Origin of the sequence: Pseudomonas shirazica (assembly GCF_015168335.1) — a bacterium.
Lineage (GTDB): Bacteria > Pseudomonadota > Gammaproteobacteria > Pseudomonadales > Pseudomonadaceae > Aquipseudomonas > Aquipseudomonas asiatica.
In genome coordinates this window covers 976,971-999,980 of the sequence record NZ_CP063456.1, presented here as the reverse complement: position 1 = coordinate 999,980, position 23,010 = coordinate 976,971, and the positions used below count along the sequence as shown (strand labels likewise).

At 63.6% G+C, this 23,010-nt stretch carries 16 protein-coding genes; 8 read left to right on the top strand and 8 right to left on the bottom strand.

Annotated elements, in window-relative coordinates; genetic code table 11:
- Positions 1–71 precede the first annotated feature (71 nt).
- The 3 genes from IMX18_RS04560 to IMX18_RS04550 form a co-directional block, all read right to left on the bottom strand.
- A complete protein-coding gene (locus tag IMX18_RS04560; RefSeq protein WP_015271300.1) occupies positions 72–953 on the bottom strand; it encodes a carboxylate/amino acid/amine transporter in 882 nt (293 codons plus the stop codon).
- 285 nt (positions 954–1,238) lie between these two features.
- Entirely contained in the window at positions 1,239–1,838 is a 600-nt protein-coding gene (locus tag IMX18_RS04555) for an FMN-dependent NADH-azoreductase (RefSeq protein ID WP_013973705.1), read from the bottom strand.
- Between the two features lie 110 nt (positions 1,839–1,948).
- The gene (locus IMX18_RS04550; protein WP_012051530.1) at positions 1,949–2,263 is read right to left on the bottom strand and encodes a hypothetical protein; all 315 of its coding nucleotides are present in this window, start codon (positions 2,261–2,263) and stop codon (positions 1,949–1,951) included.
- Positions 2,264–2,311: 48 nt separating this feature from the next.
- On the opposite strand from IMX18_RS04550, the gene IMX18_RS04545 reads away from it, so the two are divergent.
- The 4 genes from IMX18_RS04545 (at position 2,312) to IMX18_RS04530 (ending at position 6,508) form a co-directional block, all read left to right on the top strand.
- Positions 2,312–3,235 (top strand): LysR family transcriptional regulator, encoded by a 924-nt coding sequence (locus IMX18_RS04545; RefSeq protein ID WP_009683100.1) that lies wholly within the window; start codon positions 2,312–2,314, stop codon positions 3,233–3,235.
- Positions 3,236–3,248: 13 nt separating this feature from the next.
- Positions 3,249–4,061, top strand: coding sequence for an alpha/beta fold hydrolase (locus IMX18_RS04540; RefSeq protein WP_013973707.1), 813 nt, complete (start codon positions 3,249–3,251; stop codon positions 4,059–4,061).
- Positions 4,055–4,612 carry a peptidylprolyl isomerase A gene (locus tag IMX18_RS04535; RefSeq protein WP_015271301.1) on the top strand — a complete coding sequence of 186 codons (558 nt, stop codon included), beginning with the start codon at positions 4,055–4,057 and terminating at the stop codon, positions 4,610–4,612. The genes IMX18_RS04540 and IMX18_RS04535 overlap by 7 nt, the downstream gene beginning before the upstream one ends.
- Positions 4,613–4,675: 63 nt before the next feature.
- Positions 4,676–6,508, top strand: a complete 1,833-nt coding sequence (locus IMX18_RS04530; protein WP_015271302.1) for an ABC transporter ATP-binding protein — start codon at positions 4,676–4,678, stop codon at positions 6,506–6,508.
- Between the two features lie 126 nt (positions 6,509–6,634).
- On the opposite strand, the gene IMX18_RS04525 is transcribed toward IMX18_RS04530, so the two are convergent.
- Positions 6,635–7,762, bottom strand: a complete 1,128-nt coding sequence (locus tag IMX18_RS04525) for a GNAT family N-acetyltransferase (protein WP_043936234.1) — start codon at positions 7,760–7,762, stop codon at positions 6,635–6,637.
- A gap of 262 nt (positions 7,763–8,024) precedes the next feature.
- Here IMX18_RS04525 and IMX18_RS04520 point away from each other — a divergent pair, with 262 nt between their 5' ends.
- Complete coding sequence (locus IMX18_RS04520; protein ID WP_015271304.1) at positions 8,025–9,269, top strand: putative porin; 1,245 nt, start codon at positions 8,025–8,027, stop codon at positions 9,267–9,269.
- A 221-nt stretch (positions 9,270–9,490) separates the two neighbouring features.
- Here IMX18_RS04520 and IMX18_RS04515 read toward each other — a convergent pair whose 3' ends face one another.
- Positions 9,491–10,612 carry a beta-ketoacyl-ACP synthase III gene (locus tag IMX18_RS04515; protein ID WP_015271305.1) on the bottom strand — a complete coding sequence of 374 codons (1,122 nt, stop codon included), beginning with the start codon at positions 10,610–10,612 and terminating at the stop codon, positions 9,491–9,493.
- 157 nt (positions 10,613–10,769) lie between these two features.
- On the bottom strand, positions 10,770–14,675 hold the full coding sequence (gene hrpA / locus IMX18_RS04510; protein ID WP_047933722.1) for an ATP-dependent RNA helicase HrpA: 3,906 nt from the start codon (positions 14,673–14,675) through the stop codon (positions 10,770–10,772).
- Positions 14,676–15,245: 570 nt separating this feature from the next.
- On the opposite strand from hrpA, the gene IMX18_RS04505 reads away from it, so the two are divergent.
- Both IMX18_RS04505 and IMX18_RS04500 read left to right on the top strand, forming a co-directional pair.
- Complete coding sequence (locus IMX18_RS04505) at positions 15,246–16,610, top strand: glutamine synthetase family protein (protein WP_015271307.1); 1,365 nt, start codon at positions 15,246–15,248, stop codon at positions 16,608–16,610.
- A gap of 23 nt (positions 16,611–16,633) precedes the next feature.
- On the top strand, positions 16,634–17,941 hold the full coding sequence (locus IMX18_RS04500; RefSeq protein ID WP_191472255.1) for an NAD(P)/FAD-dependent oxidoreductase: 1,308 nt from the start codon (positions 16,634–16,636) through the stop codon (positions 17,939–17,941).
- A gap of 158 nt (positions 17,942–18,099) precedes the next feature.
- Here the strand turns inward: IMX18_RS04500 and fadD1 are convergent, their stop codons facing one another.
- Together fadD1 and fadD2 are read right to left on the bottom strand one after the other, a co-directional pair.
- Positions 18,100–19,797 carry a long-chain-fatty-acid--CoA ligase FadD1 gene (fadD1, locus tag IMX18_RS04495; RefSeq protein ID WP_023663600.1) on the bottom strand — a complete coding sequence of 566 codons (1,698 nt, stop codon included), beginning with the start codon at positions 19,795–19,797 and terminating at the stop codon, positions 18,100–18,102.
- Positions 19,798–20,156: 359 nt separating this feature from the next.
- Entirely contained in the window at positions 20,157–21,845 is a 1,689-nt protein-coding gene (fadD2, locus tag IMX18_RS04490; RefSeq protein WP_054573790.1) for a long-chain-fatty-acid--CoA ligase FadD2, read from the bottom strand.
- A gap of 219 nt (positions 21,846–22,064) precedes the next feature.
- Here fadD2 and IMX18_RS04485 point away from each other — a divergent pair, with 219 nt between their 5' ends.
- Complete coding sequence (locus IMX18_RS04485; protein WP_054573789.1) at positions 22,065–23,009, top strand: alpha/beta hydrolase; 945 nt, start codon at positions 22,065–22,067, stop codon at positions 23,007–23,009.
- Position 23,010: the final 1 nt, after the last annotated feature.

Here is a 23,010-nt window from a genome sequence, read left to right as displayed (position 1 = left end):
CCGGTCTCCCGATTTTGTTTCCCTGATTATCGGGTAGGGACCGGCGGAATTTGGGTTCAGTAACGAACGCGTCATAGCTGACTGCGCCATGGCTTGCTTGATAACGTCAGGGTACCCAGGCGGCTCATCCACACCGACGCCAGGATCACCGCCGCGCCGATGAACAGCCTGCCCAATGGCTCGTCCTGGTTCCAGATCAGCAGATTGAGCAGCAACCCTACCGGCACATGCAGGTTGTTCATCACCGCCAGCGTCCCGCCCGAAACCATGCATGCGCCCTTGTTCCACCAGTACAGCCCCAGCGCCGTCGGGCACAGGCCCAGGAACAGCAGCACCAGCCACTGCACATCGGTGGTCGGCAGGTGCTGGGCGTTGCCAAACAGCAGGAAGGCCGGCAATACCACGATCAACGCGCCCAGGTAGAAGTAGCCAAAGCGCTTGTAGTGCGGCAGGTCGCTGGGGTGGCGTGCGACCAGGTGGCGATAAAGCACCTGCCCGGCGGCATAGGTGAAGTTGGCCAGTTGCAGCAGCAGGAAGCCGATGAAGAACTCGCCGCTGATGGTATCGAAGCGGATCACTGCAGCACCGGCCACCGCCACTAGCGCTGCCACCAGGGCCCAGGGGTTGAAGCGCCGGTTCATGGCGTCTTCGATCAGCGTCACGTGCAACGGCGTGAGAATGGTGAACAGCAGCACCTCCGGCACGGTGAGCACGCGAAAGCTCAGGTACAGGCAGACGTAGGTGATGCCGTACTGCAGCGCGCCGATCAGCAGCATCGAGCGCATGAAGCGCGGCTCGACCTGGCGCCAGCGGGTCAGCGGCAGGAACACCAGGCCAGCCAGCACCACGCGCGCGAGCACGGCAAAGTAGCTGTCGACGTGCCCGGCCAGGTACTCGCCGATCAGGCTGAAGGAAAACGCCTGGATCAGCGCGACGATTATCAGGTAGCCCATGGTTGCCTCTCGTGGATCAAGGCCGCGACCTTAGCGGGTTGCGGCAAATGAGTTCAACCATGAGGAATGTAAGGGCTGTGCCGGCCTCTTCGCAGGCTTGCCCGCTCCCACAGGGATATCACAGTACCTGAGACCTGCGGTGTACATGTGGGAGCGGGCAAGCCCGCGAAGAGGCCGGCACAGGCACCTACAAAATTTCTGGCATAAAAAAGCCCGGCCATGCAGGCCGGGCAGGTACACCCAAAGGAGCAACAACAGGTGTCAGGGTTGGGAATTCGCTAAGCCTCAGGCCACCGCCGCCAGCTTGGCCTTGGCCTGGTTGACGCCCTTCTCGTGGAAGTCAGCGCTCATGTTCAGGCCTTCGGCATGGATGAAGTCGACATCGTGGATGCCGATGAAGGCCATTACCTGGCGCAGGTACGGTTCCTGGTGGTCGCTGGTGGCACCGGCGTGGATGCCGCCACGGGCAGTCAGGACGATGGCGCGCTTGCCGGTCAGCAAGCCCTGCGGGCCGGTGGGGGTGTACTTGAAGGTGATGCCGGCACGCAGCACATGGTCCAGCCAGGCCTTCAGGGTGCTGGGGATGGTGAAGTTGTACATCGGCGCGGCCATCACCAGCACGTCGGCGGCGAGCAGTTCATCGGTTAGTTCGTTGGAGCGGGCCAAGGCGTCCAGTTCCGCCGCACTGCGCTGTTCTTCGGGCTTCATCCAGCCACCCAGAAGGTTGGCGTCCAGGTGCGGCACCGGGTTCACGGCCAGGTCGCGCACACTGATCTGATCGGCCGGGTGGGCGGCCTGCCACTGCTGGATGAAATCACGGGTCAGCTGACGGGAAACGGAATCCTGCTGGCGGGCGCTGCTTTCGATGATCAGTACGCGGGACATTGGGGTGCCTCCATCGGCAAAAAGGGTTGCGATTCGATGGAGGTGAGATTACGGGTTGACCTATCGATAAAAAAGCGTAAAAAATGGGTTCAATCTATCGATTTATCAGTTTATTCTGCACTGCAGTTCAAGGCGATCCGAAGTTTGATGATCTGTCGGTTGAACTTGGCAGTGACATCGACGCTTTTACCGGCCGGTACGTTCACCCGGCGCACCCTTGGTGCCTCGGGGCCATTGCGGAAGGTCACCTTGCACGCGGCCGGTACCTGCCCATAGTTGTTGAGGGTGATGGCGCCAATGTCATAAGCCGTGTCATAGGCGGTGTAGTCGAGCTTTACCCCGGTCAGTTCCTTCTCAACGTCGATGGGATAAGCCATGGCCCCGAGGGGCAGGCACATCAGTATTGCCGCACAACATTTCTTCATGGGCCGCTCTCCTTGAAAGAGCGCAGCTTAGGACAACAGGAGCGAAAGATGAAAGCGCCGCGCGTAACCCTTGACCAGTGGCGAACCCTGCAGGCAGTGGTCGATCACGGCGGGTTTGCCCAGGCCGCCGAGGCACTGCACCGCTCGCAGTCATCGGTCAGTTACACCGTGGCCCGCATGCAGGAGCAACTGGGCGTGCCGCTGCTGCGTATCGACGGCCGCAAGGCGGTGCTCACCGAGGCCGGCAGTGTGCTGCTGCGCCGTTCGCGCCACCTGGTCAAACAGGCCAGCCAGCTCGAAGACCTTGCCCACCACATGGAGCAGGGCTGGGAAGCCGAGGTACGCCTGGTGGTCGATGCCGCCTACCCCAGTGCCCGCCTGGTCCGCGCCCTGGCCGCGTTCATGCCGCAGAGCCGTGGCTGCCGGGTGCGCCTGCGTGAAGAAGTGCTGTCTGGCGTCGAGGAAGTGATGCACGAAGGCATCGCCGACCTGGCCATCAGCAGCTACAGCATCGGCGGCTACCTGGGCGCCGAACTGAGCGCGGTAGAGTTCGTCGCTGTCGCCCACCCCGAACACAGCCTGCACCGCCTGGGCCGCGAACTTACCTTCCAGGACCTGGAAAGCCAGTTGCAGGTGGTAATCCGCGACTCCGGCCGCGCCCAGCCGCGCGATGTCGGCTGGCTGGGTGCCGAGCAACGCTGGACCGTCGGTAGCCTGGGCACTGCTGCTACCTTCGTCAGCAGCGGCCTGGGCTTTGCCTGGCTGCCCCGCCACATGATCGAGCGTGAGCTACGCGAAGGCGTGCTCAAGCCGTTGCCGCTGGATCAGGGTGGCAGCCGCCACCCACTGTTCTACCTTTATTCGAGCAAAGAGAAGACCTTGGGCCCGGCTACGCAGATTCTCATCGACCTGCTGCGCAATTTCGACACCGCGCCACTGGACGTGCCCTTCGCTGCCCCCCCGCAAGCCTGAGAGGACCGCGCCCATGGCCTATTTCGAACACGAAGGATGCACACTGCATTACGAGGAATACGGCCAGGGCGAACCCCTGGTATTGCTCCATGGCCTGGGCTCCAGCTGCCAGGACTGGGAGCTGCAGGTGCCGGTGCTCAGCCGCCACTACCGGGTAATCCTCATGGACATCCGCGGCCACGGCCGCTCCGACAAGCCACGCGACGGCTACCAGATCGCCACCTTCAGTGCCGACCTGCTGGCCCTGCTCGAACACCTGCACACCGGCCCCGTGCACATCGTCGGCCTGTCCATGGGTGGCATGGTCGCCTTCCAGTTCGCTGTCGACCACCCGCAGTGGCTGCGCAGCCTGTGCATCGTCAACAGCGCCCCCGAGGTCAAGCGCCGCACTCGCAGTGACTGGGTATGGTGGCTCAAGCGCTGGGGCCTGGCGCGCCTGCTCAGTGTCGAAACGGTCGGCAAGGGCCTGGCCGAGCGGCTGTTTCCCAAACCGCAGCAGGCCGAACTGCGGCACAAGATGGCCCAGCGCTGGGCACGCAACGACAAGCGTGCGTACCTCAAGAGTTTCGACGCCATCGTCGACTGGGGCGTGCAGGAACGCATCGGCCAGGTTCACTGTCCTACCCTGGTGATCGCCGCCGACCAGGATTACACCCCGATACAACTGAAAGAACGCTACGTCGCCCTGATGCCTCACGCCAGGCTGGTGGTCATCGACGATTCCCGGCACGCTACACCCCTCGACCAACCCGAGGTCTTCAACCAGACCCTGCTGCAGTTCCTTGCAGCCGCTTCCACCTCTCAAGGATCTTTGAGCCCATGCTGAAAAAACTCCTGCTCACCGCCTGCTCGGTCGCCTTCGCCACCAGCGTCATGGCCTCCGACAAGACCCCGCACGTACTGCTGGACACCAGCTTCGGCCAGGTCGAAATCGAGCTGAATGCCGAGAAGGCACCGATCAGTACCAAGAACTTCCTCGAATACGTCGACAGCGGCTTCTACAACAACACCATCTTCCACCGTGTAATCCCGGGCTTCATGGTCCAGGGCGGCGGCTTCACCGACCAGATGGTGCAGAAGAACACCCGAGCCCCGATCACCAACGAAGCCGGCAACGGCCTGCAGAATACCCGTGGCACGCTGTCCATGGCCCGTACCCAGGACCCGGACTCGGCCACCAGCCAGTTCTTCATCAACGTGGCCGACAACGACTTCCTCAACCCTGGGCGTGACCGTGGCTATGCCGTATTCGGCAAGGTGACCAAGGGCATGGAAGTGGTCGACCAGATCGTCAATTCGCCGACCACCATCAAGAAAGGCATGCGCGATGTACCGGCCGATCCGGTCTACATCAAGTCGGCCAAACGCATCGACTGACCGCAGGCTTCACAGGGACGTGAAACCGCCTGAGGGTCGGATGAAACAGGAGTGTCGTCACCCATGCTGTACCGCCGTTTCGAGCAGTTGATCGATATCTTCCGCGACGCGCCCAGCGAGTCGCCACCCGGCCAGGTCTGGCCGTTCTACCTGTACTACCTGCGCCAGGTGTGGCCAAGTTTTGTCGCCCTGCTGGTGGTGGGCCTGGTCGCCTCGCTGATCGAGGTGGCGATGTTCAGCTACCTCAGCCGCATCATCGACCTGGCACAGGGCACGCCCAATGCCAGTTTCTTCAGCGAACACAGCGGCGAACTGATCTGGATGCTGGTGGTGATCCTGCTGCTGCGCCCGGTGTTCTTCGGCCTGCACGACCTGCTGGTGCACCAGACCATCAACCCCGGCATGACCAGCCTGATCCGCTGGCAGAACCACACCTATGTACTCAAGCAGAGCCTGAACTTCTTCCAGAGCGACTTCGCCGGGCGCATCGCCCAGCGCATCATGCAGACCGGCAACTCACTGCGAGACTCTGCGGTGCAGGCGGTGGATGCGCTATGGCACGTGCTGATCTACGCCATCACCTCGCTGGTGCTGTTCGCCGAGGCCGACTGGCGCCTGATGCTGCCGCTGCTGCTATGGATCGCCGGCTACATCGCCGCGCTGTTCTACTTCGTCCCCCGGGTGAAGGAGCGTTCGGTGATTTCCTCCGATGCCCGCTCCAAGCTGATGGGCCGCATCGTCGACGGCTACACCAACATCGCCACCCTCAAGCTGTTCGCCCACACCGACTTCGAGCAGCAGTACGCGCGCGAAGCGATCCGCGAACAGACAGAGAAAACCCAGCTGGCCGCGCGCGTGGTCACCAGCATGGACGTGGTCATCACCACCCTAAATGGCCTGCTGGTGGTCGCCACCACAGGCCTGGCGCTGTGGCTGTGGAGCCAGTCGCTGATCACCGTCGGCGCCATCGCCCTGGCCACCGGCCTGGTGATCCGCATCGTCAACATGTCGGGCTGGATCATGTGGGTGGTCAACGGCATCTTCGAGAACATCGGCATGGTCCAGGACGGCCTGCAGACCATCGCCCAGCCGGTCACCGTCACCGACCGGCCCAACGCACCGGCGCTCAAGGTCAGCCGCGGTGCGGTGCGTTTCGATGATGTGGACTTCCATTACGGCAAGGCCGCCAACGTGATCGAAGGGCTCAGCCTGGACATACGCCCGGGCGAGAAGATCGGCCTGATCGGCCCGTCGGGGGCAGGCAAGTCGACCCTGGTCAACCTGCTGCTGCGGCTGTATGACGTGCAGGGCGGGCGCATTCTCATCGACGGCCAGGACATTGCCGAGGTAAGCCAGGCCAGCCTGCGCGCGCAGATCGGCATGATCACCCAGGACACCTCGCTGCTGCACCGCTCGATCCGTGACAACCTGCTGTATGGCCGCCCCGATGCCAGCGAGGCCGCGCTTCATGAAGCGGTGCGCCGGGCCCGCGCCGACGAGTTCATCCCGCAGCTGTCGGACGCTCAGGGGCGCACCGGTTTCGATGCCCATGTGGGCGAGCGCGGAGTCAAGCTGTCGGGTGGCCAGCGCCAGCGCATCGCCATTGCCCGGGTGCTGCTGAAGAATGCACCGATCCTGATCATGGACGAGGCCACTTCGGCGCTGGACTCGGAGGTAGAGGCAGCAATCCAGGAAAGCCTGGAGACGCTGATGCAGGGCAAGACGGTGATCGCGATTGCCCACCGGCTTTCCACCATCGCCCGGATGGACCGGCTGGTAGTGCTGGACAAAGGGCGGATTGTCGAGAGTGGCAGCCACAGTGAACTGCTGGAGCAGCAAGGCTTGTATGCCCGGTTGTGGCATCACCAGACCGGGGGGTTTGTCGGGGTCGACTGATTTCCTGTGCCGGCCTCTTCGCGGGCTCGCCCGCTCCCACAGGATCACCACATGCCTTGAAAACTGTGCCGTACCTGTGGGAGCGGGCAAGCCCGCGAAGAGGCCGGCACAGGCAATATGAATGGATCAGTCCCGACGATAGGGCAACATCCCCCTGGCCTCCTCGGCATACGCCCGCACCCCTTCCCGTTCCTGCGCCAGAAAATCCTCCACCGCCCGCCGCAGCCCCGGGTGCAGCAGGTAGTGCCACGACCGCGTCAGCACCGGCTCGAACCCTCGAATCAGCTTGTGCTCCCCCTGTGCCCCGGCATCGAAACGCTGCAGCCCTTCGGCAATGGCAAAGTCCATGCCCTGGTAGAAACAGGTTTCGAAGTGCAGCCGGTCGAACTCGTCCAGGCACCCCCAATAACGGCCAAACAGGCTGTCGCCCCCCACCAGGCTCAGGGCCATGGCCACATCACGGCCACCCTGCCGCGCCATCACCACGCGCAACGCTTCGGGCATGCGCTCGGCAAGCAGGCTGAAGAACTCGCGTGTCAGGTAGGGCGCACGGCGGCGCACCGCGTAGGTATTGGCGTAGCAGCGATAGACGAAATCCCACTGCGCCTCATCCAGTTCATCTCCACGGTACCAGCGGAACTCGATACCGTGCCCGGCCACCTGTTCACGCTCCTTGCGCATCTGCTTGCGCTTGCGCGAACTCAGGCTGTCGAGAAAATCCTGAAAGTCACGATAGCCATGGTTGCGCCAATGAAACTGGCAGCCCAGGCGCTCCATCCAGCCCGGCAGGCCGGCCAGCTGCTCGTCCAGCGCCGGCTCGGTGAAATTGATGTGCGCGCCAGACAGCCCGCCCTTGGCCAGGTACTCCGGCAAAGCCTGCAGCACCAGCAGGCCATCGGCTGGGTCGGCGGCGAGCAGGCGCGGGCCGCTGACCGGGCTGAACGGCACGGCACCGAGCAGCTTGGGGTAGTAGGCAATGCCGGCCCGCTCACAGGCATCGGCCCAGCCATGGTCGAACACGTACTCGCCAAACGAGTGCCATTTGCGGTACGCCGGCAGCAGCGCCCGTACCCGCCCGTCACGTTCCAGCACCAGGTGCTCGGCGGCCCAGCCGGTGTTGCGCGCCACGCTGCCGCTGTCCTCCATGGCGCTGAGAAACGCATGGCGTAGAAACGGTTGGCCAGCGGGCACCAGGGCATCCCAGGTGGCCGCCGGAAGATCACGCAAATGAGCAAGGCTGTACAGGCTGGTCACGGTTTCGGCTCGCTGTTTCAAGGTACCCAGTATCCCCAAGGAAGGCCCGCCACTCAAATCACGATAGCCGGGACAGATCCTTTTATTCTCAATTACTTAACCGCAGTGCCACCAATTCGACATTAATCTGTCATTCGCCCCCGCAATACTTGCGCCTGTTTTCCGGAACCCCAGAACCTGTCTATTCAGGCCCTTTCCGAAGACATGCCAACACAGGGGCGGGCGCTTGAGCCTCCCCATCTTATTCAACAGGGAGAACCTTATGCGTCTTGTTTCTACACTTACCGGAGTGAGCCTCACCGGCATGATGCTGGCTCTGAGTACTCCGGCCAGTGCAGCTGTCGACGCCAAGCTGCTCGAAATGCTCCGCGCCAATGGCTCGATCAACCAGGCGCAGTACAACGAACTGCAGGCGGACCTGGCTCAAGAAACCAAGGAAAAGGCCGCTCAGAAAGCTCAGTCCGAACGGATGAGCTCCTTTGAACAGAAAGTGGCATGGGCCGCCAAGACCCAGGTCAAGGGTGATGTGCGCCTGCGTTACGAAGACGTCAACGTCGACGACCCGAACAGCAGCAGCGGCAACCAGGACCGCCAGCGCGTGCGTGCCCGTGTCGGCTTCTACAGCGAAATCAACCCGCAGGTCGACGCGGGCATCCGTATCGCCACCGGCAGCAGTGCCGACCGCCGTTCGACCAACCAGAGCTTCGACAACTACTTCGACAAGAAGTCGCTGTGGGTCGACCAGGCCTACCTCGACTGGCACCCGACTGCAGTTCCCAACCTGCACCTGATTGGCGGCAAGATGGCGCAGCCATGGGTGAGCATGGGCGACATCATCTGGGACAGCGACATCAACCCGGAAGGCGTGGCAGCCACCTACAAGACCGACCTGGGCGGGGCCGAGGTGTTCGCCAGCGCCGGTCAGTACACCCTCAAGGACAACGTCGATGGCGACGGCGTGCAATACAAGCATGACGCACAGGTCTATCACGGCCAGTTGGGCGCCAAATTCGCCCCGGCAGACGTGCTCAAGCTGACCGTAGGTGCCAGTATCTATGGCTACGACAACGACAAGGAAGCCACCATCCTGCAGTCGTTCGGCAACACCACCAACGAGTTCAACCTCGTGGAAGGCTTCGGCCAGCTGGACTTCACCGGCTTTGCCATCCCGCTCTCTGCTTACGGTCAGTATGTGAAAAACACCGAGAGCACCGATGGCGAAGACCAGGCCTGGTTGGCGGGCCTGAAAACCAAGGTCGGCGCCTGGAGCCTGGACTACAACTACCGCGACGTGCAGCGTAACGCCGTGGTCAGCCTGTTCACCGACTCTGACTTTGGCAACGGCTTTACCGGTTCGCGCGGGCACAAGTTCAAGGTCGGATATGAAATCGACAAGAACTTCTCCCTGGGCGCTGCCTACCTGATGGCCAAGACCGACCTGTCGCAGTTGCCCAACAGCGATGCCGATGTAGATACCCTGCAGGTAGACCTGGAAGCCAAGTTCTAAGCGAAACCCTGCACTGCTTCACCTGAAGCGGGAAATGCCGACCCCATCCGGCGTTTCCCGCTTTTTTTGTCTGTGAAATTGCAGGGGGCTGCCATGCAGCCCATTCGCAGCACAAGGCTGCTCCTACAGGGGAATGCGAACCCTGCAACCGGCGCGTTCTCCTGTAGGAGCAGCCTTGTGCTGCGAATGGGCCGCAAAGCGGCCCCGATATTTCGAAGCAATCAGCGCTTGCGCAGGATCACGCTACCAATCGAATACCCCGCACCAAACGAGCTCAACACCCCCAGCGAGCCCTTGGCCAAGTCGTCCTGGTACAGGTGGAAGGCAATCACCGACCCCGCCGAACTGGTGTTGGCATAGCGATCGAGAATCACCGGTGCATCCTCTTCGGCCACTTCACGCCCCAGCAGCTTCTTGACGATCAGGTGGTTCATGCTGAGGTTGGCCTGGTGCAGCCAGAAGCGTTTCACATCGCTTGGTTGCAGCCCGTTTTCCTGCAGGTGCTCACCGATCAGCTCGGCCACCTTCGGGCACACCTCGCGGAACACCTTGCGGCCTTCCTGGATGAACAGCTTGTCCGCCGCGCCCTCGCCCTCTTCCGCCGCGCGGTTGAGGAAGCCGAAGTTGTTACGGATGTTGTTGGAGAACTCGGTCCACAGCTTGCTGCTGACGATGTCGAACTGGTGCGCCGAGGTGGCCTTGTCGGCACGCTCGAGCAATACCGCAGTGGCAGCATCACCAAAGATGAAATGGCTGTCGCGGTCACGGAAGTTCAGGTGGCCAGTGCACACCTCCGGGTTGACCATCAGCACCGCGCGCGCCTGGCCCAGGGCCACGCTGTTGGCGGCGGTCTGGATGCCGAAAGTGGCCGACGAGCAGGCCACGTTCATGTCGAAGGCAAAGCCCTGGATGCCCAGCGCCTGCTGCACTTCGATGGCAATGGCCGGGTACGGGCGCTGCAGGTTGGAGCAGGCGACGATCACCCCGTCGACATCGGCCGCCGTGCGACCGGCGCGCTCCAGGGCCTGGCGGGCGGCGGCCACGGCCATTTCGCAGAGCACCGAAGGTTCGTCGTTGGAGCGCTCGGGCAGACGCGGTTTCATGCGCTGCGGGTCGAGAATGCCGGCCTTGTCCATGACGAAGCGGCTCTTGATGCCCGAGGCCTTTTCGATGAACGCCGCATCGGACAGCGGCGCCGCCTCGACTTCACCGCGCTCGATGGCGGCGGCGTTGTCCTGGTTGAACTGCTGCGACCAGGTGTTGAAGGACGCCACCAGTTCTTCGTTGGAAATGCTCTGGGCCGGGGTGTACAGGCCGGTGCCGCTGATCACGACGTTATGCACGGTCGTTCCTCTGGTCAAAGGCCATCGCCACGGGGCGCTGGCTGGGAAACATGACAGGTTAATGGCACTTTAGTGCCAATTTAAAGGCGAGGGCTGCGCCCGCGAAGGGCCGCAAAGCGGCCCCAAATTGCATCAATATTGCCACAACTGTGGAAGTTTAGCCTTCCACCTGGCTCCATTGCTTGCTCAATCGCTTGTCGGAAATCGGCACCTTGGTCCCCAACTGCTGGGCAAACAGCGAAACCCGATATTCCTCCAGCCACCAGCGGTACACCGTCAGTTGCTCATCACGCTTGCCTTCCTGGGCATGCTTGTCGGCACGTGCCTTGTACTGCGCCCACAGGTTGGCCAGCTCACCGCTCCACACCCGGTCCTTCTGCACCTGCGAACCCAGCTTCTCCAGGCGCAGTTCCACCGCCTTGAGGTAACGCGGCAGCTCCTTGAACCAGGCCCCGGGGGTTTCACGCACGAAGCCTGGGTACACCAGGTTGCCGAGCTGTTGCTTGATGTCGTTAAGCGCCACTGCCTGGCTCAGGTCGATCTTGCCCTTGAAGCGCTTCTGCAGCCCATGCCACAGCTTCAGCACTTCCAGGGTCTGCCGTGCCAGGCGCTCGGCATGCTCGGCCCAGCTGCCGCGCTTGCGCTCGGCCAGGCCAGCCAGGGCCGCACCATCGCGTGGCAGCGGCTGTTCGCCTTCAAGGATGCAGCTGTCCAGGCTGGCCAGCAGAATGTCCTCGACCAGCGCCTCGACCCGGCCCATTTCACGGTACAGCAGGCCCAGCTCGGTCAGCCCCGGCAGCTTGCCGCGCAGGTACTTGGCCGGTTCGGCCAACTGCTGCAGCAACAGGCGCTGCAAAGCGCGGCGGTGCTGGAACTCGGCCTCGGCCTGGGTCGAGAAACGCCCTTCGCGCACGGTGCCGCCCTCTTCCACCAGTGCCGGGTACACGGTCATCGACAGGCCGGCAATTTTCTGCTGCGCGGTCTGCTTAACCTCGCTGAAAGCCTTGGCCTGCACCGGCTGCTCGCTCTTGGCGTCACGCGGCACGGCCAACGCTGCCTGGCTGGCTGCAGCAAAGCGTGCGGTCAGCTCGGCCAGGTCGCGGCCTTCACCCAGAAACTTGCCCTGGCCATCGACAACCTCGATGTTCATGCGCAGGTGGCCTTCGACCAGGTTGACCGACTCGTCCCATGCCTCGTCGGGCACACGGGCGCCGGTCATGCGCAGCAGTTCCTGGCCCAGGGCCTGCGGCAATGCGCCCTGGCCGAAGGTCATGCGCGCCAGAGAGGCCTTGACGAAGTCCGGCACCGGCACAAAGTTCTTGCGCAGCGCCTTGGGCAGGTTGCGCACCAGCGCCACGCACTTGGCTTCCAGCAGGCCGGGCACAAGCCATTCCAGGCGCTCGCCCGGCAAGCTCGGCAGCAGCGGCGCTGGTACCCGCACGGTCACGCCATCGCGGGGGTGCCCGGGCTCGAAGTGGTAACTCAGCGGCAGGCGCAGCTCGCCCACCTGCAAGCTGTCGGGGTACTGCGCGGCGGTGACTTCGCTGGCCTCGCGGGCCAGCACGTCTTCCTCGCGCATGATCAGCAGGTTGGCGTCCTTCTGGCTGCCCATGCGGTACCAGCTGTCGAAGGTCGCCGTCTGGTGGATTTCCGCCGGCAGACGCGCTTCGTAGAAGGCATACAGCGTCTCTTCGTCGGCCAGGATGTCACGGCGGCGGGCCTTGGCCTCCAGCTCGTCGAGCTCCTCCAGCAGGCGCTTGTTGGCCGCCAGGCACTTGGCCCGCGACTGGATTTCGCCACCCACCAGGCCTTCGCGGATGAACAGCTCGCGCGATGTGACCGGGTCGATCGGGCCGAAATGCACCGGCCGACGGCCGACCAGGATCAGGCCGTACAGAGTGATCTGCTCGTAGGCCACCACCTGCCCGCGCTTCTTCTCCCAATGCGGTTCGAAGTGGTTCTTCTTGACCAGGTGGCCGGCCAACGGCTCGATCCAGTCCGGCTCGATCCTGGCCACCATGCGTGCGTACAGCTTGGTGGTTTCGACCAGTTCGGCCGCCATCACCCACTGCGGGCGCTTGCGCCCCAGGCCCGACGACGGGTGCACCCAGAAGCGCCGCTGACGGGCGCCCTGGTAGTCGCCCTCTTCGGTCTTCTGGCCGATCTGGCTGAGCAGGCCACTGAGAATGGCCTTGTGCATTTTCGGGTAGTCGGACGGGTCCTTGTTTACCGTCAACTGCAGGTCACGGCAGATCAGCGCCAGCTGGCGATGGGCATCGCGCCATTCGCGCAGGCGCAGGTAGTTCAGGAAGTTTTTGCGGCACCAGTTGCGCAGCGGGTTGGCGGTCAGCGCCTGGCGCTGTTCCTCGAAGCCACGCCACAGGTTGACCAACGCGGCGAAGTCGGAATCCACGTCCTTCCATTGTGCGTGCGCCTGATCGGCGGCCTGCTGGCGCTCTGGCGGGCGTTCGCGCGGGTCTTGCACCGACAGCGCACTGGTGACGATCAGCACTTCCTGCAGGCTGCCCAGGCGGGCGCCTTCGAGCAGCATGCGGCCCAGCCGCGGGTCGATCGGCAGGCGCGCCAGTTGGCGACCGATCGGCGTCAGCTGGTTTTCGCGGTTGACCGCCGACAGCTCCTGCAGCAGGTTGAAACCATCGCTGATGGCCTTGCCATCCGGCGGCTCGATGAACGGGAAGGCGTCGATTGCGCCCAGGCGCAGGTGCAGCATCTGCAGGATCACTGCCGCCAGGTTGGTGCGCAGGATCTCCGGGTCGGTGAACGCCGGCCGGCTGTTGAAATCCTCTTCGCTGTACAGGCGAACGCAGATACCCGGCTCGACCCGGCCACAGCGACCCTTGCGCTGGTTGGCACTGGCCTGCGACACAGCCTCGATGGGCAGGCGCTGCACCTTGGCGCGGTAGCTGTAGCGGCTGATGCGCGCGGTACCGGTGTCGATCACGTAGCGGATGCCCGGCACGGTCAGCGAGGTTTCCGCAACGTTGGTGGCCAGCACCACACGGCGCCCGGTGTGTGGCTGGAAGATGCGCTGCTGCTCGGCCGGCGACAGGCGCGCGTACAACGGCAGGATCTCGGTGTGGCGCAGTTGCGCCTTGCGCAAGATCTCGGCGGCATCACGGATCTCGCGCTCGCCCGGCAGAAAGATCAGCACATCGCCGGGGCCCTTGCCCTCACTCCGCTCGTGGTGCGCCAACTCATCCAGCGTGGCGAGGATGGCCTGGTCGACGGTGAGGTCGTCCTCGATCTGGTTGCCCTCCTCGTCCTGCTCGCTGGTCAGCGGGCGGTACCAGGTTTCCACCGGGAAGGTACGCCCGGACACCTCGATGATCGGCGCGCCGTCGAAGTGTTTGGAGAAGCGCTCCAGGTCGATGGTCGCCGAGGTGATGATCAGCTTCAGGTCCGGGCGGCGGTGCAGCAGGGTCTTCAGGTAGCCGAGCAGGAAGTCGATGTTCAGGCTGCGCTCGTGGGCCTCGTCGACGATGATCGTGTCGTAGCGCTCGAGGAAACGGTCGTGCTGGGTTTCGGCCAGCAGAATGCCGTCGGTCATCAGCTTGACCAGGGTGTTGGCGTCGCTCTGGTCCTCGAAGCGCACCTGGTAGCCGACCAGCCCGCCCAGCGGCGTGCCCAGCTCTTCGGCGACCCGCGCGGCAACGCTGCGGGCGGCGATCCGGCGAGGCTGGGTGTGGGCGATCAGGCCATGGCTGCCACGGCCCAGTTCGAGACAGATCTTCGGCAACTGGGTGGTCTTGCCCGAGCCGGTTTCGCCGGCGATCACCAGCACCTGGTGCTCGGCCAGGGCCTTCTTGATTTCGTCACGCTTGGCAGCGATTGGCAGGCTGTCGTCGTAGCGCACGGTCGGCACGCTCTGCTGGCGCGCGGTGACCTGGGCGCAGGACGCCTGGACCTTTTCCACCCACTGCGCCAGCTTCGCCTCGTCGGGGCGCTTGCGCAGTTCGTGCAATTGCCGGCGCAGGCGATGGCGGTCGGCGATCATGGCGTGGTCGAGGTTTTGCAGCAGTTTGTCGATGGCGTGGTCAGTCATGGGGCTTTTTAGTGATGCAGGTGGGCCTGCTTTTTCATGATCGGCATTCGAAGGATGCGCGATTGTCGCAGATTTGGGCCTGCTTTGCTGTCCAGGCTGGCGCTGCCCCTGTAGGAGCGGCCTTGTGTCGCGATGGGCTGCGGCAGCAGCCCCGGCAATTTGTGCTGGAGCGAAGATCCTGGGGCTGCTGCCGCAGCCCATCGCGACACAAGGCCGCTCCTACAGGGATCGCACGGCGGCGGAAAGTTTAGCAAGGGCTTATGTAAAGGTTGCCATTCACTGCTTTAATCAACCTTACGCCGCATGTGAGTATCAAAGGCATGACTCCCGTCCAGCCCATCGCCCCACCGTCGTCCCGCCCTTCGCAAGCGAAGGCCCGGCGCCGTGCCGGTGAGAATCCGCTGGTCCACATCATCCTCGCCTTCTGGGCCCTGTGGCACTGCCGTCACGCACGCCCACCGGATTTCTCGCTCACGCCTTTGTGACCAAACCCGGCCGTCGTCTGGCCGCTTGACTCAGCCGGGCCGCCTGCATGCGCGGTGGCCCGTGCGCCCCGTGAGCGAATCCATCATGAACTTTGCACCTGTAGAGCACGCCAGCCGTTTTCTGGCCGACAACCCCGATATCGAACTGTTCGAACTGTTCATCCTCGACGCCAATGGCGTGCCGCGCGGCAAGCTGCTGCACCGCGACGAACTGTTGGCCGTGTACCAGACCGGCCGGCCGCTGCCCAGCACCATTCTCGGCCTGACCCTGAACGGCGACGACGTGGAAAACTCCGGCCTGGTGTGGGACGTGGGCGATATCGACTGCCGCGCCTACCCGCTTGAAGGCAGCCTGGTGCGCCTGCCCTGGCGCCGGGTGCCGACCGCCGCGGTGCAGGTGAGCATGCACCCGAACGAGGGCCTGCCGGCCAGCATCGCCGACCCGCGCCATGTGCTGCTGCGTACCATCGAGGCGTTGAAGGCCGACGGCTACCATCCGGTGATGGCCTGCGAGCTGGAGTTCTACCTGCTGGACCAGCAACCTGATGCCCAGGGCCGCCCGCAACCGGCACTGGACAATGACGGCGGCCGCCCACGCACCACCCAGGTGTATGGCCTGCGCGAACTGGAGCAGATCGAGCCGTTCCTTGCCGACCTCTACGCCGCCTGCAAGGCCCAGGGCATCCCGGCGCGCACGGCGATTTCGGAATACGCCCCCGGCCAGGTGGAAATCACCCTCGAGCACGGCGACGCTCTGCAGGCGATGGACCAGGCCGTGCGCTACAAGCGCCTGGTCAAAGGCATTGCCCATGCCCATGGCATGCAGGCCTGCTTCATGGCCAAGCCGTTCGCGCAACTGGCCGGCACCGGCATGCACATGCACCTGAGCCTGGCCGACAGCGCCGGCAACAACCTGTTCGCCAGTGAAGACAAAGCCGGTACCCCGCTGCTGCGCCAGGCCGTGGCAGGCATGCTGCGACACCTGCGCGACTCGCTGCTGCTGTTCTGCCCCAACGCCAACTCGTTCCGCCGCTTCCAGGCCAACAGCTATGCCCCGCTGGCGCCAACCTGGGGCGTCGACAACCGCACCGTGAGCCTGCGCATACCGGGCGGTCCGGCCAACAGCCGGCACGTGGAGCACCGCATCTGCGGCGCCGATGCCAACCCCTACCTGGCCGCTGCGGCGATCCTTGCCGCCAGCCACTGGGGCATTCGCCAACAGCTGGACCCGGGGGCACCGGTGGAAGGCAATGGCTATGCCCAGGCCACCGAACACCTGCCCACCGACTGGCTGACTGCCCTCGACGCCCTGCAGCATTCGAGCTGGGCTCGCGAAGCACTGGGCGAGGACTTCCTTGGCGTATACCTGAAGGTCAAGCGCGCCGAGTACCGCCAGTTCATGGCCGAAGTCAGTGAGCAGGACTGGCGCTGGTATCTGCACCAGGCCTGATCCCCGGATAACAAGGAACACCCATGAATGCAGCATTGAACAAAGGGCCGGCGCAACGCGCGCCGTCCTACTACAGCGCCACCCTCAACGACCACACCGAGTACCCGCAGCTCAAGGGCACGGTACAGGTGGATGTGGCGATCATCGGCGGCGGCTTCACCGGCGTGGCCACGGCGGTGGAGCTGGCCGAGCGTGGCCTGAAGGTGGCCATCGTCGAAACCAACCGCATCGGCTGGGGTGCCAGCGGGCGCAACGGCGGCCAGGTCACCGGCAGCCTGTCGGGCGACGAAGCCATGCGCTCGCAGATGCGCAACCGCCTCGGTACCGAGGTCGATGACTTCATCTGGCACTTGCGCTGGCGCGGGCACCAGGTGATCGAGCAGCGCGTGGCACGCTACAACATCGACTGCGACCTCAAGCGCGGCCACCTGCACGCGGCCATGAAGCCCTCGCACATGGACGAGCTGCGCGCATTCGAAGCCGAGGCCCGGCGGCGCGGCATGGGCGAGCAGGTACAACTGCTGGACCGCGATGGCATGGCCGAGCACCTGCAAAGCCCGCTGTACCTGGGCGCGCTGAAAAACCTGCGCAACCTGCACCTGCACCCGCTCAACCTGTGCCTGGGCGAGGCCCGTGCTGCCCATGGCCTGGGGGCGCTGATTTTCGAAAACTCCGAAGTGCTGGACATCGTCCACGGCCCGCGCCCGGCGGTGGTCACTGCCCACGGGCGGGTCGAGGCGCGCCAGGTGATGCTGGCCGGCGATGTGTACCACAAACTGGAAAAGCGCCAACTCAAGGGCAAGATCTTCCCGGCCATGGGCGGCATCGTCACCACCGCACCGCTGGGGGAACTGGCCGAACAGATCAACCCGCAGGACCTGGCGGTGTACGACTGCCGCTTCGTCCTCGACTACTACCGGCTGACCGCCGACAAGCGCCTGCTGTTCGGCGGTGGCGCCAACTATTCCGGCCGTGATTCACGGGATATCGAAGGCGAACTGCGCCCGTGCATCGAGCGCACCTTCCCGGCGTTGAAAGGTGTGCCGATCGAATTCCAGTGGAGCTGCGCCATGGGCATCGTGGTCAACCGCATCCCGCAGCTGGGCAAGCTGTCGGACAACGTTTGGTATTGCCAGGGTTATTCGGGGCACGGCATTGCCACCAGCCACATCATGGGCGAGATCATGGCCGAGGCGTTGACCGGGACGCTGGAGAAGTTCGACACCTTCGCCCAGTGCAAGCATGTGCGGGTGCCGATGGGGGACTTGCTGGGCAACCCGCTGCTGGCGGCGGGGATGTGGTACTACCAGATGCTGGAGAAACTGCGCTGAACCTGAGGCCTGCGCAACCTCTGTAGGAGCGGCCTCGTGTCGCGATCGGGCCGCGAAGCGGCCCCAGCAATTTCAGCATCACGGCTGAAAACCTGGGGCCGCTTCGCGACCCGATCGCGACACAAGGCCGCTCCTACACAGACCGCGCTGGCTGGGCGTCAGGCGATCTTCTTCAAGCCCTGTTTCTTCAGCTCTTCATCGCGCAGTTCGCGGCGCAGGATCTTGCCAACGTTGGTGGTCGGCAGCGCGTCGCGGAACTCGATCTGGCGCGGGACCTTGTAGCCGGTGACGTTGGCGCGCATGTGCTCCATCACCTGTTCCTTGGTCAGGGTCATGCCCGGCTTGACCACGATGAACACCTTGATCACTTCACCGGACTTCTCGTCCGGCACGCCGATGGCCGCGCACTGCAGCACGCCCGGCAGGGCCGCCAGCACATCTTCCAGCTCGTTGGGGTAAACGTTGAAGCCCGAGACCAGGATCATGTCCTTCTTGCGGTCGACGATGCGCATGTAACCATCTGGCTGGATCACGGCGATGTCGCCGGTCTTCAGCCAGCCATCGCTGTCGAGAATCTCGGCAGTGGCCTCCTCACGCTGCCAGTAGCCCTTCATCACCTGCGGGCCCTTGACGCACAACTCGCCCACCTCGCCCAGCGGCAGCTCGTTGCCGTTGTCGTCGATGACCTTGCACAGGGTGGACGGCACCGGAATACCGATGGTGCCGACCTGGTTGGCCTCCGCCGGGTTCACCGCAGCCACCGGGCTGGTCTCGGTCATGCCATAGCCTTCGCAGATGGCGCAGCCGGTCACGGCCTTCCAGCGCTCGGCCACGCTCAGTTGCAGGGCCATGCCACCGGAGAGGGTGATCTTCAGCGCCGAGAAGTCCAGGGCACGGAACGCCTCGTTGTTGCACAAGGCAACGAACAGAGTGTTGAGGCCGACGAAGCCGCTGAACTTCCACTTGCCCAGTTCCTTGACCATGGCTGGCAGGTCACGCGGGTTGCTGATCAGCACGTTGTGGTTGCCGATCAGCATCATTGCCATGCAATGGAAGGTAAAGGCGTAGATGTGGTACAGCGGCAGCGGGGTGATGAGGATTTCGCAGCCTTCGTGCAGGTTGGAGCCCATCAGCGCCCGGCACTGCAGCATGTTGGCCACAAGGTTGCGGTGGGTAAGCATCGCGCCCTTGGCCACGCCGGTGGTGCCACCGGTGTACTGCAGCACCGCCACGTCGTTAGCCTGCGGGTTGGCCTCGGTCACCGGCTGGCCCTTGCCCTGCGCCAGAGCGTCGTTGAAGCGTACGGCACGCGGCAGGTTGTAGGCCGGCACCATCTTCTTCACGTACTTGATCACGCTGTTGATCAGCAGGCGCTTGAGCGGCGGCAGCAGGTCGGCCACTTCGGTGACGATGACGTGCCTGACCTGGGTCTTGGGCACCACCTTCTCGGCCAGGTGGGCCATGTTGGCCAGGCACACCAAAGCCTTGGCGCCGGAGTCGTTGAACTGGTGTTCCATTTCCCGTGCGGTGTACAGCGGGTTGGTGTTGACCACGATCAGCCCGGCACGCATGGCACCGAATACCGCCACCGGGTATTGCAGTACGTTGGGCAGCTGCACGGCAATGCGGTCACCCGGCTTGAGGTCGGTATGCTGCTGCAACCAGGCGGCAAACGCTCCCGACAGCGCATACAGCTCGCCATAAGTGATAGTCTTGCCCAGGTTGCTAAAGGCCGGTTTGTCGGCAAAGCGTTGGCAGGATTGCTTGAGTACCGCCTGGATATTGGGGAATTCGTCAGGATTGATTTCCGCCGTAATCCCGGCTGGGTACTTATCCTTCCAAAAATTTTCGATCATGGAAGCCCACTCCTTCAGCAACAGCGAAGTTCGATTCACGCGTCGATGCGCTTATTATTGATATGGGATGACGGCTCGTTGCAAACCGGATCATCTGAAAGCGGGCCGAGAGTAACAGCTTTGCCTGGGGTCGCCTAGAGGCCAAAACAGGCCTCACGGTCACAAAAATGACTCAATGAACAATACAGGTCATTTTTAGAGTAATTATCCAAAATGTCGCACATCGGGCTATAAATAGCCTGTTAGAGCGGTTTCACGGCATTCGCGGGCTTGCCCGCTCCCACAGGGACCTCACAGTTCTCGAATGCTGTGCAGTACCTGTGGGAGCGGGCAAGCCCGCGAAGAAGCCAACCCCGGTATCAAGCTATGTCGCGCAGCTCCCGCCGCAGGATCTTGCCCACCGGCGTCATCGGCAACGACTCGCGCAGCACGATGTGCTTGGGCACCTTGTAGCCGGTGAAGTTGGCCTTGCAGTAGGCCTTCAGCTCATCCACGCTCAGCCCGCCCTCGCGCGGCACAACGAACAGCTTCACCGCCTCGCCGGAGCGCTCGTCCGGTACGCCGATGGCCGCGCAGTTGGCGACCTTGGGATGGCCCATCACCACATCCTCGATCTCGTTGGGGTACACGTTGAAACCCGATACGATGATCATGTCCTTCTTGCGGTCGACGATTCGGGTGAAGCCGTCCGGGTCGATCACCGCGATGTCGCCGGTCTTGAACCAGCCCTCCGCATCCAGGGCCTGGGCCGTGGCCTCGGGCTGCTGCCAGTAGCCTTTCATCACCTGCGGGCCCTTGATGCACAGCTCGCCCCGCTCGCCCAGCGGCAGCTCGTTGCCGTCATCGTCGATCACCTTGAAGGCGGTGCCCGCCACCGGGATGCCCACCGTACCCAGACGCGCCAGCTGGCCATAGGGGTTGGTGCTGGCCACCGGCGAGGTTTCGGTCAGACCGTAGCCTTCGACGATGCGGCAACCGGTAAGCGCCTCCCAGCGCTCTGCGGTGGCCTTCACCAGTGCGGTGCCGCCGGAGTTGGTGACCTTCAGCGCCGAAAAGTCGAGCTGGCGGAAGCCCGGGTGGTCCATCAGTGCGACGAACAGCGTGTTCAGGCCCAGCAAGGCGGAGAAACGCCATTTGCCCAGCTCCTTGATGAAGCCGGAAATATCCCGCGGGTTGGTGATCAGAACGTTGTGGTTGCCGGTGACCATCATGCACATGCAGTTCGCGGTAAAGGCATAGATGTGGTACAGCGGCAGCGGCGCGATCATCACTTCCTGGCCGTCCTTGATCAGCTTCTGCCCGTCCGGCCCGTGCTGCGAGAAGCAGGCCAGCACCTGCAGCATGTTGGCCACCAGGTTGCCGTGGGTGAGCATGGCGCCCTTGGCCAGGCCGGTGGTGCCACCGGTGTATTGCAGCACGGCAGTGTCGTCCAGGCTGAGCGGCACCGGCTTGTGAGGCAGCTCGCGGCCCTGGCGCAGCACCTGCTTGAACGACACCGCCTGGGGCAGCTGGTAGGCCGGCACCATCTTCTTGACCTTGTCGACCACGGTGTTGACCAGCCAGCCCTTGGCGGTGGGCAGCAGGTCGCCCATCCTCGCCTCGATCAGGTACTCGATGCCGGTATCGGGCAATACCTCCTGCACGCGCTTGCCGAACATGTTCAGGTACACCAGCGCACGCGCGCCGCTGTCCTTGAACTGATGGCGCATCTCGCGCTCTGTGTACAGCGGGTTGGTGTTGACCACGATCAGGCCAGCGCGCAGGGCACCGAACACAGCGATAGGGTATTGCAGCACATTGGGCATCTGCACCGCGATGCGGTCGCCCGGCTTGAGGTCGGTGTGCTGCTGTAGCCAGGCGGCGAAGGCCGCCGAATGGCGTTCCAGGTCCGCGTAGGTCAGGGTTACGCCCAAATTGCTGAAGGCCGGGCGGTCGGCGAAGCGTTTGCAGGAGCGCTCGAACACCTCGACGACCGAGGTGTAGGCATTGATGTCGATGGTGGAAGGCACGCCCGCCGGGCGCTTGTCATTCCAGAAGTCGGCTTGCATTTATTATTGTTCCTCTGCCTGGACCTGCTGTGAGTCCTGTAATCCTTTCACCTGCCCGCCCGAAAGCGAAAAGGCGTTGATCCGACGTTAGCAGGTAAGCCCAAGGTGGCATATACGCCAAGTGCCGCCATTAACATTGTGAATCTTATTTGTGCCCTTCCTGCAATCCGGTCGGTTGTGCATACACTGTTCGGGTACCTGTGCGCACAAGGACCCGCCATGCCTCACGACGCCTTCTGGTTACCCGCCAGCGAGCACTGCAGCCTGTATGTGCACCAATGGTTGCCGGCCACACCGGTAAAAGCCGTGGTGCTGCTGGCCCACGGCATGGCCGAGCACGCCGGGCGCTACCAGCACCTGGGCCATGCCTTGAGCGAGGCCGGTTTCGCCCTGTTCGCCCCCGACCAGCGCGGCCATGGACGCACGGCCGAGCTGGGCAGCCTCGGCCTGTTCGCCCGCCATCATGGCTGGAATGCCGTGGTCAACGACATCGGGCTGCTGGCCCAGCACATCGGTCAGCAATTCCCGTGCACACCGCTGTTCCTGTTCGGCCACAGCATGGGCAGCTACATCGCCCAGGCCTACCTGCTGCACCACAGTGGCAGCCTGCATGGGGCGATCCTCAGTGGCTCCAACTACCAGCCGGCAGCGCTCTACCGTGTGGCGCGCCTGATTGCCCGGCTGGAGGCCTGGCGCCAAGGGCCGCTGGGAAAGAGCGCGCTCATAGAATGGTTGTCGTTCGGCTCGTTCAACAAGGCCTTCAAGCCCAACCGCACGGCGTTCGACTGGCTCAGCCGCGACCCGGCGCAGGTCGACCTGTATGTCAACGACCCGCTCTGCGGCTTTCGCTGCAGCAACCAATTGTGGCTTGACCTGCTGCAAGGCTTGGCGCAGATCAGCCAGCCGAGTAACCTCGCGCAGATCGATCCGAACCTGCCGCTGCTGGTGATCGGTGGTGAATGTGATCCGGTCAGTGCCGGCAAGCGTCTCACCCATCTGGCCGACGCCCTGCGCGCGACCGGCAATCGACATGTACAGCTGCGCGTCTATCCTGAGGCGCGGCACGAAGTACTCAACGAAACCAACCGTAACGAGGTCACCGCCGATATTCTCGTCTGGCTTGAACAGGCGCTGGCTCTTGGCCGCCCTGTGCGCAGTGAATGAT